The sequence below is a fragment of the Amycolatopsis sp. FDAARGOS 1241 genome (assembly GCF_016889705.1).
Taxonomy (GTDB): domain Bacteria; phylum Actinomycetota; class Actinomycetes; order Mycobacteriales; family Pseudonocardiaceae; genus Amycolatopsis.
Genome location: NZ_CP069526.1, coordinates 980,257 through 992,557, shown reverse-complemented (window position 1 = coordinate 992,557; position 12,301 = coordinate 980,257). Strand labels below are relative to the sequence as shown.

15 protein-coding genes are annotated in these 12,301 nt (G+C 70.2%); 10 read left to right on the top strand and 5 right to left on the bottom strand.

The window, feature by feature from the left end; all coding sequences use genetic code 11:
• Nucleotides 1-213: 213 nt before the first annotated feature.
• The 3 genes from I6J71_RS47625 to I6J71_RS04760 form a co-directional block, all read right to left on the bottom strand.
• Nucleotides 214-375: a hypothetical protein gene (locus I6J71_RS47625; RefSeq protein ID WP_239155649.1), complete on the bottom strand. Its 162-nt coding sequence runs from the start codon at nucleotides 373-375 to the stop codon at nucleotides 214-216.
• Nucleotides 372-1,043, bottom strand: coding sequence for an LLM class flavin-dependent oxidoreductase (locus I6J71_RS04765; protein ID WP_370542080.1), 672 nt, complete (start codon nucleotides 1,041-1,043; stop codon nucleotides 372-374). Before I6J71_RS04765 ends, I6J71_RS47625 begins: the two co-directional genes overlap by 4 nt.
• A gap of 217 nt (nucleotides 1,044-1,260) precedes the next feature.
• Nucleotides 1,261-2,448 carry an NADP-dependent malic enzyme gene (locus I6J71_RS04760; protein ID WP_204093608.1) on the bottom strand — a complete coding sequence of 396 codons (1,188 nt, stop codon included), beginning with the start codon at nucleotides 2,446-2,448 and terminating at the stop codon, nucleotides 1,261-1,263.
• Between the two features lie 461 nt (nucleotides 2,449-2,909).
• Between I6J71_RS04760 and I6J71_RS04755 the strand changes: the two genes are divergently transcribed.
• From I6J71_RS04755 to I6J71_RS04740, 3 genes are all read left to right on the top strand, one after another.
• The gene (locus I6J71_RS04755) at nucleotides 2,910-3,512 is read left to right on the top strand and encodes a dTDP-4-dehydrorhamnose 3,5-epimerase family protein (protein WP_204093607.1); all 603 of its coding nucleotides are present in this window, start codon (nucleotides 2,910-2,912) and stop codon (nucleotides 3,510-3,512) included.
• Nucleotides 3,513-4,128: 616 nt separating this feature from the next.
• On the top strand, nucleotides 4,129-4,719 hold the full coding sequence (locus tag I6J71_RS04745) for an acid phosphatase (protein WP_204093606.1): 591 nt from the start codon (nucleotides 4,129-4,131) through the stop codon (nucleotides 4,717-4,719).
• 3 nt (nucleotides 4,720-4,722) lie between these two features.
• Nucleotides 4,723-5,205 carry a GNAT family N-acetyltransferase gene (locus I6J71_RS04740; protein ID WP_204093605.1) on the top strand — a complete coding sequence of 161 codons (483 nt, stop codon included), beginning with the start codon at nucleotides 4,723-4,725 and terminating at the stop codon, nucleotides 5,203-5,205.
• A 3-nt stretch (nucleotides 5,206-5,208) separates the two neighbouring features.
• Here the strand turns inward: I6J71_RS04740 and I6J71_RS04735 are convergent, their stop codons facing one another.
• Nucleotides 5,209-5,691 carry a hypothetical protein gene (locus I6J71_RS04735; RefSeq protein ID WP_239154431.1) on the bottom strand — a complete coding sequence of 161 codons (483 nt, stop codon included), beginning with the start codon at nucleotides 5,689-5,691 and terminating at the stop codon, nucleotides 5,209-5,211.
• A gap of 324 nt (nucleotides 5,692-6,015) precedes the next feature.
• Here I6J71_RS04735 and I6J71_RS04730 point away from each other — a divergent pair, with 324 nt between their 5' ends.
• A complete protein-coding gene (locus tag I6J71_RS04730) occupies nucleotides 6,016-6,927 on the top strand; it encodes a diacylglycerol kinase family protein (RefSeq protein ID WP_204093604.1) in 912 nt (303 codons plus the stop codon).
• A 274-nt stretch (nucleotides 6,928-7,201) separates the two neighbouring features.
• The gene (locus I6J71_RS04725; RefSeq protein ID WP_204096875.1) at nucleotides 7,202-7,456 is read left to right on the top strand and encodes a WhiB family transcriptional regulator; all 255 of its coding nucleotides are present in this window, start codon (nucleotides 7,202-7,204) and stop codon (nucleotides 7,454-7,456) included.
• A 1,462-nt stretch (nucleotides 7,457-8,918) separates the two neighbouring features.
• Here I6J71_RS04725 and I6J71_RS04720 read toward each other — a convergent pair.
• Nucleotides 8,919-9,167, bottom strand: a complete 249-nt coding sequence (locus I6J71_RS04720) for a hypothetical protein (RefSeq protein WP_204093603.1) — start codon at nucleotides 9,165-9,167, stop codon at nucleotides 8,919-8,921.
• 278 nt (nucleotides 9,168-9,445) lie between these two features.
• On the opposite strand from I6J71_RS04720, the gene I6J71_RS04715 reads away from it, so the two are divergent.
• From I6J71_RS04715 to I6J71_RS04695, 5 genes are read left to right on the top strand one after another with little or no spacing between them, the layout of a single operon-like run.
• A complete protein-coding gene (locus I6J71_RS04715) occupies nucleotides 9,446-9,844 on the top strand; it encodes a PadR family transcriptional regulator (RefSeq protein ID WP_204093602.1) in 399 nt (132 codons plus the stop codon).
• Nucleotides 9,845-9,879: 35 nt separating this feature from the next.
• The gene (locus I6J71_RS04710; RefSeq protein WP_204093601.1) at nucleotides 9,880-10,644 is read left to right on the top strand and encodes a hypothetical protein; all 765 of its coding nucleotides are present in this window, start codon (nucleotides 9,880-9,882) and stop codon (nucleotides 10,642-10,644) included.
• On the top strand, nucleotides 10,626-10,841 hold the full coding sequence (locus I6J71_RS04705) for a hypothetical protein (RefSeq protein ID WP_204093600.1): 216 nt from the start codon (nucleotides 10,626-10,628) through the stop codon (nucleotides 10,839-10,841). Before I6J71_RS04710 ends, I6J71_RS04705 begins: the two co-directional genes overlap by 19 nt.
• Nucleotides 10,838-11,512 (top strand): VC0807 family protein, encoded by a 675-nt coding sequence (locus tag I6J71_RS04700; protein WP_204093599.1) that lies wholly within the window; start codon nucleotides 10,838-10,840, stop codon nucleotides 11,510-11,512. The genes I6J71_RS04705 and I6J71_RS04700 overlap by 4 nt, the downstream gene beginning before the upstream one ends.
• Nucleotides 11,509-12,234 carry an SDR family NAD(P)-dependent oxidoreductase gene (locus tag I6J71_RS04695; RefSeq protein WP_204093598.1) on the top strand — a complete coding sequence of 242 codons (726 nt, stop codon included), beginning with the start codon at nucleotides 11,509-11,511 and terminating at the stop codon, nucleotides 12,232-12,234. The genes I6J71_RS04700 and I6J71_RS04695 overlap by 4 nt, the downstream gene beginning before the upstream one ends.
• Nucleotides 12,235-12,301: the final 67 nt, after the last annotated feature.

The window sequence follows — 12,301 nt, the reverse complement described above, 5'->3', positions numbered from 1 at the left end:
CGCGGCGACGGCCGGATCCCGCCCCGATGGTGACGATGCTGGTGCCGATCACCAGTGTCGAGGTCGCTTCGAGGAGTTCGTCGACACCGGCGAGGTCCACGGGTGGGCCGGCGACCCACAACGTGGTGAAGCCGAGCCGTTCGATTTCCTCCGCCATGTCCGGAGTGGTCAGTGCCGCCGACTGCCAAATGCCGTACGAGCCGAGTTCGATCGTCATGCCGTCCAGCGTGTCCGCAGCAGAATGGACCGACAAGTCCAGAAACGTCGGAGCAGCACGGCCACCAGCGCCCGGTAGACGTCGAGCACCTCGTCGTCGTAGACCTGCAGCTGCACACCGGGCAGATCGGGACGCGTTGTGTGCCGCGTGGTGATCACCTGGATCGCGACGTGGTCCGCGCCCGCGGCGTGGTGTTCGGCCGGCCGCGCGGCGACGGTCGCCGCCCCACCGTGCGCGACGACGGCGTCGATGAGCCGGTCGCTGCCTTCGCCGGCGAGGTCGTCGTCGGTGAAGCCGAGGCGGCGCAGGTTGGCGGTGTAGCTGACCAGGCCGAGCGTCGGGTTTTCGATCCGCGGCGGGCCGTGTCCCAGGCGCGCACCGGACCCGGATCCAGCACGACCTTCATCTCCGGCGCCGGCACCGCAGCCGGCCCCAGCGCCTCGCGTGCGAGCTTCGTGTGCACCGGCGGCACCAGGTACGGCACCGCCCCGCCCGCCCACTCGGCCGTCAGCGCCAGCATCTTCGGCCCCAGTGCGGCGATCGCCCGGCCCGCCACCGGCACTCCAGCCGCGTCGAGCGCGTCGAGATAAGCGTTCATCGCGGCGAGGGTCTTGCGGTACGCCGGCGTGTGCTCCCGGTGACCGGCCCCGACACCGAGCCAGAACCGGCCGGGGAACCGCTCGGTCACGCGGTGATACGCCGCCGCGGCGACGCCCGGCTCCCCGCCCCAGATGGTGACGATGCTGGTGCCGATCACCAGCGTCGAGGTCGCTTCGAGGAGTTCGTCGACGTCCACGAGGTCCGCCGGCGCACCGGCGGACCACAACGTCGGGAAACCGAGCCGCTCGATCTCCCGCGCCAGGTCCGGAGTGGTCGAGGCCGCCGGCTACCAGCTGCCGTACCGGCCGAGTTCGATCGGCATGCGGGTCTTGTAGCGCGAACCTCGCCGGCGTGGTCACGGCGAAGGGCGGCGCAAGGTCCCACCGGAAAGCAACGGGCTCCCCGCGCACACCCAGCGCGGGGAGCCCGTTGCTCGGAACTGCTCAGACGACGCCGTCGGCCACGGCCGCCTTCGCCACGGCCGCCGCGACCTCCGGGGCGACACGCGGGTCGAGCGCGCTCGGGACGATGCGGTCCGGACCGAGGTCGTCCGACGCGACAGCCACGATGGCTTCGGCCGCGGCGAGCTTCATGTTCTCCGTGATCGCGCGCGCGCCGGCGTCGAGCGCACCGCGGAACACACCCGGGAACGCCAGCACGTTGTTGATCTGGTTCGGGAAGTCACTGCGCCCGGTGGCCACGATGGCCGCGTACTTCGCCGCGTCGGCCGGGTGCACCTCCGGGTCCGGATTGGACAGTGCGAACACGATCGGGTCGGCCGCCATCGAACCGAGCAGCTCGGGATCGACGGTCGAGCTCGACAGGCCGAGGAACACGTCCGCGCCCTTGAGCGCGTCCTCGAGACCTCCGGTGAGACCGGTCTTGTTCGTGGTCTCGGCGAGCTGCTGCTTGATCGGGTTGAGGCCGTCGCGTCCGGAGTGGATGATGCCCCGCGAGTCGAGCACCGTCACGTCGCCGACACCCGCCTCCTGAAGGATCTTTGCGCAGGCCACACCCGCCGCGCCCGCACCGGAGATCACCACGCGCTGGTCACCGATCGCGCGGTCGAGCACCAGGTTCGCGCCGCGCAGCGCCGCCAGCGTGACGATCGCGGTGCCGTGCTGGTCGTCGTGCATGACCGGGCAGTCGAGCGCCGCCTTGAGCTTGTCCTCGAGCTCGAAGCACCGCGGCGCCGACACGTCCTCGAGGTTGACCGCGCCGAACGACGGGCGCAGGTGCACCAGCGTCTCCACGATCTCGTCGACGTCGGTGGTGTCGAGCACCAGCGGGATCGAGTCGAGACCGCCGAACGTCTTGAACAGCACCGACTTGCCCTCCATGACGGGCAGCGACGCGCTCGCGCCGATGTCGCCGAGGCCCAGCACGGCGGTGCCGTCGCTGACGACCACCACGAGACGGTCGGCCCAGGTATACCGCTTCGCCTTGGCGGCGTCCTCGGCGATCGCCCGGCTCACCTTCGCCACACCGGGCGTGTAGGCGATCGAGAGGTCACGCGGGTCGGCGATGGGCCGGGTGGCCGCCACGGAGAGCTTGCCGCCCTCGTGCCCGGTGAAGATCTCGGCGTCGGTCACCGGCGCGGCGGTGGCGGCCGTGCTGGCCTGGTCGGTCATCGGGGTTCCTGTCGTCGTTTCCGGCGATCGCCCTTCGGGGATCACGGAACTCACGGGGTGGATCTGGGTCACAACACAACTCCTGGGACTGCGAGCGGGGGACCACTGGCGGCGGGGAGGCGCACCCGCACCTGTGGAACTAGTCCTCCGTACGGCAGCCCAGCGCGGTAGCGCCGGCCTGTCGGCGAGGCGTCACAGCGGCCGTTCGATCCGTGGGGTGTGGCTGACGGGCCGCGGACGCTGCGGTCCGTCAATCATGACAGGCGCCCCACCGGCGGCGAACCCTCGGTGCGGTTCATGTCACAGATCCGGTCGTCTTCCTGGCGATATTCCGGGGGCAAACCCTATTCCCAAGACGTCCGTCCGGTTTTCTAGCGGAGGCGGAACCGATCAAGTGATCACGGCCACTGCTTCCGCGGCACCACCAATTCTGCTTCCGGTGCCCTCGATAAGGTGAGCGCATGCGATTCCGCGCGCTGAAGGTCGCCGACGCCTACGAGTTCACGCCCCGCGCGTTCCCCGACGAGCGCGGGCTGTTCGTGGCGCCGTTCCAGGAGGACGCGCTGATCGAGGCGGCCGGGCACCCGATGCGAGTGGGCCAGACCAACCACAGCGTGTCCCGGCGCGGCACCATCCGCGGCGTGCACTTCGCCGACGTACCGCCCGGCCAGGCGAAATACGTCTACTGCCCGGCCGGTTCGCTGCTCGACGTGGTCGTGGACCTGCGCACGGGCTCCCCCACGTTCGGGCATTGGGACGCCGTGCTGCTGGACCCCGTGGACTTCCGCTCGGTGTATCTGGCCGAAGGCCTGGGCCACGCGTTCATCGCGCTCGAGGACAACACGGTCATGTCGTACCTGTGTTCCGAGCCGTACAACCCGCCGGCCGAGCACGGGATCAACCCGCTCGACCCGGCGCTGGGCCTCCCGTGGCCCGCGGACCTCACGCCCATCGTGTCCGAAAAGGACCGTTCGGCACCGACGCTCGCGGAGGCCGAGGCGCAGGGCCTGCTGCCGTCCTACGCGGACTGCACCGCCCACTACGAGAAGCTGCGCGCGCGTTGACCCGGCACGTCCTCAGCCGGCACGCGCTGGATGTACGGCCTCCCACTGTGACTACGACGAATCCGTCGCCGCATCGTAGGTGAAGGGCCCACGTCCTGGGTTCTTCGTGGTGACGAGGTACAGGTTCGACCACGTCTCGAACCCAAAGGGCGCGATCTCCGCGAATACCGGGTGCACCGTGTCCGCCCGGTAAAAGGTCCAGTCTCACCCGGGCGCCACAATTCCACGGCCGGAATTGTGGCGCTGCTCTCCCGGCAAAACGGTTATTTCCTGCGCGTGACCCAGATCGTGATCGCGGCCGAGCCGACGGTCGCCCCGCGGTTGTCGACGATCCGCACGGGTACGGGAAGGTCCGGATGTGGTTGTGGACACCCCACCACTTCGGCGCGGCGAGCGAACAGTGGCCCGGACGCACCTGGCAGACGGTCGGCAGCACCGTCCCGAGCAGGCCACGCGGTGGAAAACGGCTGCTCACCGCCGGTCTTGCCGGCCGGCCGGCGCCACATCGCGAACGTCGCGCTCGCGCGCATCGGGACCTCCCAGGCAAGCTACTCACGAGTAAGTGGGCACATCACGCAACCTGCTCGCAATCGGGAGCGGCGCTATATTCGGGCTCGTGGCACATCGGCTCTTCATCCTCCGGCACGGACAGACCGAGTGGTCCGTCAACGGCAGGCACACCGGGCGCACTGACATCCCGCTCACCCAGGCGGGAGAAGAACAAGCGCGCGCGGCGGGCAGCACCCTGCGCACCTTGCTCGGCGGCCCGAAACTCGTGATCTCGAGCCCGCGCGATCGCGCGAAGCGCACGGCAGAACTCGCCGGCCTGCGCATCGACGAGATCACCGAGGACCTCGCCGAATGGGACTACGGCGACTACGAAGGCGTCACCACGCAGAAGATCCGCGAAACGGTGCCCGACTGGACCGTGTGGACACACCCGATCCCCGGTGGCGAGACCGCCGCCGATGTAGCCGCGCGCGCCGACAAGGTACTCGACCGCGCGCGCCGCGAGATCGAAATCGGTGACGTGGTCCTGGTGGGGCACGGGCACTTCAGCCGCGTGCTCGTCGCGCGCTGGGTCGAGCTCTCCGCGACCGCGGGTGTCCACTTCGGACTGGACCCGGCCGGCATCGCGGTGCTCGGCGACGAGCGCGGCGAACCGCAGATCGAGCACCTGAACCTGTTGCCGGCACTGGAAGACTGACCCGTGCCCGACCCCCGAGTGCGGCGGATCCGACCCGAAGACGTCGACGCCGTCGTGAAACTCGTCTACGCGCTGGCGGAGTTCGAGCGCGCACCCGGCGAATGCCATCTCGAAGCACCTCAGCTGCACAGTGCCCTGTTCGGCCCGGCCCCGGCGTTGTTCGGGCACGTCGCGGAGGTCGACGGTGCCGTGGGCGGGTTCGCCTTGTGGTTCCTCAACTTCTCGACGTGGCGCGGCACGCACGGCATCTACCTCGAAGACCTGTTCGTGCGCGCCGAACTGCGCGGCTCGGGCCTGGGCAAGGCGCTGCTCGCCGCGCTGGCCGCGGAGTGCGTCGACAAAGGGTACGCGCGGCTCGAGTGGTCCGTGCTGAACTGGAACCCGGCGGTCGGGTTCTACCGCGCGCTGGGCGCGGTGGGGCAGGACGAGTGGACGACCTACCGGCTCACCGACGATCCGCTGCGTGCGCTGGCCGCGCAAGCCTGACGGTCAGTCTTCTTCGTGCCGCTCGCGCTCCGCCCGGCGCCCGGCGAGCCCGCCGCGTTCGGCGGCTTCTTCTTCCGTCTCGCCGTCGCGCAGCCCGAGCGCCCACGCGCGGGCCGGGCGGCGGAAGAGCAGGACGAGAACGACCAGTCCGCACGCGCCGATCGGCGCGCCCCACGCGGGCTGACCGGACGGGCCCAGGATGTACCAGCCCACACCCATGAGCAGCAGCGCGACGACCACCCCCGGCGACCGCGCCCACTGCCTGCCGAGCACGAGACCGGCCGATGCGGCGAGGAAGGCCAGCGCCAGCACGGCGTAGGTCGCGAATTCGGCCCAGATGTTGTTGCCGGGCCGCGCCGGCTCCTGCAGCCCCCGCACGAGGATGACGACGCCCAGCGCCAGGAGCCCGAGCCCGGGCAGCGCGGTGAGGAACCCGGCGAGCCGGACCTCGAACGGAGTGTGCGGCGGCTTCTCGGTGAGCGACACGGGGCGGCCTTCCAGCTGCTTTGCGGGAGCACAGCGACCCGACCAGGGCGGGTCACGGTGGGTGAGCACTTTCGATGGTATGCCACCCGGTCGGCCGTTTTCGCGGCACGCCGAGCACGTGAAAATCGGGGTTGTCGTCGATGAGCGGGCGGTCGGCCCGGGTGCACTTGTCACGACGAGCGGATGTTCGCCGGACACGAGGGAGGACCGCCCGCCACAGGGTCGCCAACGGTCGTCGAGGTTGCCGCTCGTCGCGCTGAGCTTCGCGTCACCTTGTGCCGTCGAAGGTTCTCCAGCCGGGCGAACGTCACTTACGCTGCGGAAGTGCGCGCCATCCTCGTCGTGAACCCCCAGGCCACCTCGACCACCGCCGGTGGCCGGGACGTGCTGGCGCACGCGCTGGCCAGCCAGGTGAAGCTCGACGTCGTCGAGACGGACTACCGCGGCCACGCGATGGCCGTGGCGCGCTCGGCTGCCCGCGACGGCTTCGACCTGGTCGTGGCGCACGGCGGCGATGGCACCGTGAACGAGGTCGTGAACGGGCTCCTCGCCGACGGCGCCGACGGGTTCGCGCCCATGCTGGGTGTCGTGCCGGGCGGGTCGGCCAACGTCTTCGCGCGCGCCCTCGGACTCCCGGTGGATCCGGTCGAGGCGACGCACGAGCTGCTGACCGCGTTGGAAGAGGACCGGCGGCGGCGCATCGGCCTCGGACTCGCGGACGGGCACTGGTTCACGTTCAACGCCGGGCTCGGCTGGGACGCCGATGTGGTGGGCCGCGTCGCGAAGCGGCGGGGCAAGGAGACGAGCGCTTCCTTGTACATGAGCGCCGCGGTGCGCTCCTACTTCCGGCCGCCGCTGGGCCGGCCGGCCCTGACGGTGCGGGTCCCGGGCGAGGAACCCGCCGAGGTGCTGACCGCTTTCGTGTCGAACACCGACCCGTGGACCTACCTGGGCGAGCGGCCCGTTCACCTCAACCCGGGTTGCTCGTTCGAGACGGGTTTGGGTCTGTTCGCGTTGAACGGTCTGGCGTTGCCCACCGTGTTCACTCATGTACGCCAAGCTTTGCTCACGAAGAGCAACCAGCGCGGTCGGCACCTGGTGCGCCTCGACGACGTCCCGCTGATCCGCATCGACGCAGCTGAGCCGGTGAACTTCCAGGTCGACGGCGACCTCGTCGGGCAGCGCACGCGAGTGGAGTTCCAGAGCGTCCCGGACGCACTCACAGTAATCGTGTGACGGTTCGAGCACTGATCGCCTGCGGCAAAGTGCATTCTGCCGCTCGTCGACGCAGAACCTCCGCTCACCGCATCGCGCTTCCGCCGAGCGGCTCGTTTCGGACAGAAACCGCAGGTCAGAGGCGTCGCTCGGCCGGGTGAGCTGACTCACCGATCTTCAAGAAACCCTTGTCGAACGCGGTGCTTCGTGAAAGCATTCACAAGCACCCAAAAACACGACCGCCATGACGACTGTGGCTGCGGCCTCCCGCGCCACTATGAAGGAGCTCACGAACATGGACTGGCGCCACGACGCGGCCTGCCGAGACGAGGACCCCGAGCTGTTCTTCCCCGTGGGAACCAGCGGTCCTGCTCTGCTGCAGGTCTCCGAGGCGAAGGCCGTGTGCCACCGCTGCACCGTCGCTTCCGACTGCCTGGCCTGGGCTCTGGCCAGCGGCCAGGACGCCGGCGTGTGGGGCGGCATGAGCGAAGACGAGCGACGCGCGCTCAAGCGCCGCCGTACGCAGATCGGCACGCGTACCATCGCCTGAGCCCAGCGCTCAGCGGCACAACCCGAACCGGATTTTCCCCCGGGGGATTTTTGCGTCCCCTCAGCCGGGAGGCTGGGGCGATACCCCTCCGGTTCGATCGTAACAACCGAGGTGAAACCACCCGCACCCGGGTGCGCCGCACCTCACCAGGACTGAACAAGTCCTCCCGCGGAACGTCGTGAGGGCCGGTACCGGAGTTTTCGGTACCGGCCCTTCGGCGTGTCCGGGGTCGGGCGGAGGTTGGGTTCAGCCAGGTGAGTCCGGTGTGGACGGTGTCGGTTCTGCGTGTGGTGTGGTGTTGGCGTGTGGTTTCGGTGTGGAGCAAGGGATTTTGATCTTTTCGACGTGATGGGCTGCGGCTTCTTTTCGCCGGCTTGACGCTTGGCGGGTTGCACACTGCGCCGGGTGTGGGCGAGACCGCGTTGCCGCTTCGCCGGCCGCCGTGCTTCGTTGCCTTGCCCTGTGCCGAGCCTCATTGCGTTGCCCCGCTGCCGATCGCCGCGCCGCACTGACTTGCCGCGCCGCCCTGCCGCGCCGTACTGCCTTGCCGCGCCGCCGATCACCACGCCGCACCGCCCTGCCGCGCCGCCGATCACCACGCCGCACCGCCGCGCCGCGCCGCCGATCACCACGCCATACTGCCTTGCCGCGCCGCCGGTTGCCCCATTCCGCGTCGTCGCATCTCCGCGACCGTCGCTTCATTGCCTTGCCTCGTCGCCGGCCGCCCGCTTCGTTGCCGCGCTGCGATGCCGGTTGCCACGCTTCAGTGCACTGCCGCACTGCCGGTTAAGCGCTATTCCGCCTTACGCTCGGCCAGCTCCACCCTCCGCGGCGTTGCCCCTCGCCGACCCCCACTCCCTCGCCTTGCCTCCCCGCCAACTGTCGCCTCGAAGCCTTCCCGTGGCGCCTGCGCTTCAAGACGTTGCGACTCGTGCCAGTTCGCGCTTTATTGCCTTGCTTCCCCGCCATTGCCGGCTTCACTGCTTTGCTGCGATGCCGGCCACCGCGCTTCAGTGCACTGCCACGCTGCCGACTAAGTGCTTTGCCGCCTTCCCGCTCGGCCAGCCCCACCCTCCACGGCGTTGCCCCCTCACCGACTCCCGCTTCCTCGCCTGGCCTCTCCGCCGACTGCCGCCGCAATGCCTTCCCGTGGTGCCGGCTGCCCGCGCTTCAAGACGTTGGGGCTTGTGCCGGTTCGTGCTTTATTGCCTTGCCTTCCCGCAGTTGCCCGCTTCACCGCTTTGCTGCGATGCGGTTACCACGCTTCGCTGCAGTGCCGCACTGCCGGTTAAGTGCTAGGCCGCCTTGCCGCTCGGCAGGCTCCACCCTCCGCGGCCTTGCCCCCTCGCCGACTCGCCTCCCCGTTGACTGTCGCCTCGAAGCCTTCCCGTGGTGTCGGCACTTCAAGACGTTGCGACTCGTGCCGGCTTCACTGCTTTGCTGCGATGCCGGTCGCCGCGCTTCAGTGCACTGCCACGCTGCCGGTGAAGTGCTTGGCCGCCTTGCCGCTCGGCGGGCTGCGCACTCCGCAGCGTTGCCCCTCGCCGACTCCCGCTTTCTCCCCTGCCTCCTCGCCGACTGCCGCCTCGAAGCCTTCCCGTGGCGCCTGCGCTTCAAGACGTTGCGACTCGTGCCAGTTCGCGCTTTGCGCTTTGCCTCCCCGCCGGCTGCCCCTGCGTTGCCGCGCCGCCTCGGCGGCGGCTGCGTTCACGGCCGCGCCTTCGCCGGCTTCGGCTGTCCGGCTGAGTCCTCGTCCGGCGCGCTTGTTCGCGCTGAGCAAGCGCCGCGTTCCGCGGGACACGTTCGTTCAGAGCTTCACCAACCGCCGCGCGCCGATCCATCCGCCATTGGACCCGTCGCGCTCCCCCACTCTCCTCGCGGGCAGAGGCACGCTGACCTGCGCGAACGCGTCACGACACCACACAGATTCCCCTCGCACACATTATCGCCGGTTGACGATACTGTGCCTCACACAATATCGTTGCCGATATGAAAGACACCGACTTGCTGGATGCGCACCGGCAGGAGCTGTGGCGGGGAACCGTCGTGCTGGCGAGCCTGCTGGCACTCCAGAAGCCCGGCTACGGCTACGGCCTGCTCGACACCCTGGAGCGCGCCGGGGTGCCCGCGCCGGCCAACACGCTGTACCCGTTGCTGCGCCGGCTCGAGGGCCAGGCGCTCCTGACCAGCGAGTGGGACACCTCGGGGAGCCGGCCGCGGAAGTTCTACCGGACGAGCCGTGAAGGCGTGCGGCTCGCGCAGGAACTGCAGAAGGAATTCAGCGCCATCGACCGGGCGCTCGGCCGCCTGGCCACCGAAGCCGAGGCGGACTCCGGCACCACCACCGACCGCGACGCAGATAGCGCCGCGGGGCCGGCAACCACCTGATCCACCGGAAACACACCACCTTTGGGGGAAGAACCATGACCACCACGCTCACCGACCGGTACGTCGCCGCCACGGTGCGGCACGTTGCGGGGACGCACCGCGAGGAGATCGACCGCGAGTTGCGGGCCGCGATTGCCGATGACGTGGAGGCGCGCGTCGCGTTGGGGGAAAGTCCCTCGGGGGCCGAGTACGCGGCGCTCGCGGATCTCGGTGATCCCGCGCACCTGGCCACGCGCTACGCGGACAAGGCCACCGTGCTGATCGGCCCGGCGACGTACCTCCACTACGTCCGAGCGCTGAAACTGCTCTGCGCCACCGTCCTGCCCATCGCCTACGTCGTCAACGGGATCGGCCACTGGGTGCGCGGCGGAAACGTTGGTGCGGCGATCTTTTCGCCGCTCGGCGCCACGCTCACCGTCGCGGTGTACTTGCTCGCCGGTGTGACTGTCCTCTATGTACTCGTCGATCGCTTCGGCAGCGACCGCGGCGCCGGCGAGCCCGACGAGGAGTGGGCACCCGACCAGCTCCCCTTCGCCGACGCCGCCTCGACCACCACGTGGAGCGAAGTCGTCAGCGGCTGCGTGCTCGCAGTGCTCGTCGTCGTGGTGCTGTTCGGGCAGCGGTCCGCCACGCCGTCACCACGGCGAACGGCGCGCGCGTGCCGGTGCTCGACCCGCAACTGTGGCGCTTCTGGATCCCGTTCTTCCTGGTCGTGCTGGTGCTGGCGATCGCGCTGGCCGTCGTCAACCTGCGCCGGGGCGGGTGGACGCCCGCGACCGCCGTGGCCGGCACCGTCCTGATCCTGGCGGCGACAGGTCCGCTCGCCTGCCTGTTCTGGACCGCGCACCTGCTCAACCCGGCGCTCGGCCCTGTCTTCACGCAAACGGGCAGCTGGATCGCGTGGCTGGCGCTGGTCGTCCTCGGCGTCATCACGGTCGCCGTGCTGGCGAAGACGTGGGGCCACCGCGCCCGCCAGAGCGCGGAGGCAGCTCGATGACCACGCTCCCACCGCCCGAAAAGCCCACCACTCCACCGGAGCAGCGGCGGGAGCTGATCGTCAACCTGGCCATCAACCTCGTCGCGCCCGCCGCGCTGTTCTACGGCCTGCGCGCGCTCGGCGTGAACCAGTGGCTGGCACTGCTGGCGGGTGTGGTCCCGCCGGCCGTGCGGGCCGGGCAGACCGTCGTCACGAAACGGCGCGTCGGCACGCTCGCCGTGTTCACGCTGAGCATCCTGGTGCTGAGCGTCGCGACGTCGTTCCTGTCCGGCAGTCCACGGTTCCTGCTCGCCAAGGACGGCTGGCTGACCGCGGCGGCGGGCGGCTGGATGCTGGCGACGTTGCCGCGGAAACCGTTCCTGTACCAGGTGTTGCGGTCGTTCCTCGGCACCGCAGCGCGCGAGCGCGTCGAACACAACTGGCTCGGCTCGCCCACCTACCGCCACGTCCTGCGCGTGGCGACCGCAATGTGGGGCGTGGTGCTCGTGCTCGACGCGGGCGTGCGGGTGCTGCTCGCCGACACGCTGCCCGTCGATCGGGTGCCGCTGATCAGCGGGTTGCAGTACGTGGGCGTGTACCTCGCCCTCGAGATCACCACACGGGTGTACGCCCGCCGCAAGAGCGTGGCCGCCGCGGTGGCGGCCGAAGTCGGAGAGGAGACCCCGGCATGACCGTCGTCCTGATCACCGGAGGCGCGAACGGCATCGGCGCGGCGGTCGCGCGGCACTTCGCGGCCGACGGCGCGCACGTGGTCGTCGCCGACATCGAGGAACAGGCGGGCGCCGCGCTCGCCGAGGAGATTGGCGGCCTGTTCGTCCGCACCGACGTCACCAGCGAAGCCGACAACGAAGCAGCCGTACGAGCCGCGCTGTCCGCGTTCGGCGGGCTGGACGTCGTCCACCTCAACGCCGGCACCGGCGGCGCGGGTGGCCTCGCCGACCTGAACGTGGACCGCTACCGCCGCACGCTCGCCGTCAACGTCGACGGCACCGTGTTCGGCCTGCGCGCCGCCTATCCCGCCCTGCGCGACACGGGCGGCGGCGCGATCGTCGTGACGTCCAGCCTCGCCGGCATCTCCCCGGCCACGTTCGATCCCGTGTACTCGGCGACCAAGCACGCGATCATCGGCCTGGTGCGGTCACTGGCGCCCGCGTGCGCCGAAGCGGGCATCACGCTGAACGCCATCTGCCCGGGCTTCGTCGAAACGCGCATGATCGCGGGCATCAAGCCGGCGCTGGCCGAACACGGCCTCGCCGTCGCCTCCCCCGCCGAGATCGCGGCCGCCGTCGCGACCATCGCGTCGGCCACCGGGTCCGGCGACGCCTGGATGCTGCAGGCCGGCCGGGCCGCGGAACGCGTGCAGTTCCCGGCGGTCACGCTCAGCCAGGCGTGACCCCGACGCCGCAGGCAGGCCCGGCCCGCGGCGTCCTTTTCGGACGGAAGGGAAACGCCGGGACCGA

Bases quoted from the DNA above. Each gene is read 5' to 3' on its own strand.
- I6J71_RS04755 (WP_204093607.1), top strand. From the start codon at position 2,910: ATGCGATTCCGCGCGCTGAAGGTCGCCGACGCCTACGAGTTCACGCCC.
- I6J71_RS04700 (WP_204093599.1), top strand. From the start codon at position 10,838: ATGACCACGCTCCCACCGCCCGAAAAGCCCACCACTCCACCGGAGCAG.
- I6J71_RS04695 (WP_204093598.1), top strand. From the start codon at position 11,509: ATGACCGTCGTCCTGATCACCGGAGGCGCGAACGGCATCGGCGCGGCG.
- I6J71_RS04710 (WP_204093601.1), top strand. From the start codon at position 9,880: ATGACCACCACGCTCACCGACCGGTACGTCGCCGCCACGGTGCGGCAC.
- I6J71_RS04715 (WP_204093602.1), top strand. From the start codon at position 9,446: ATGAAAGACACCGACTTGCTGGATGCGCACCGGCAGGAGCTGTGGCGG.
- I6J71_RS04760 (WP_204093608.1), bottom strand. From the start codon at position 2,448: ATGACCGACCAGGCCAGCACGGCCGCCACCGCCGCGCCGGTGACCGAC.
- I6J71_RS04725 (WP_204096875.1), top strand. From the start codon at position 7,202: ATGGACTGGCGCCACGACGCGGCCTGCCGAGACGAGGACCCCGAGCTG.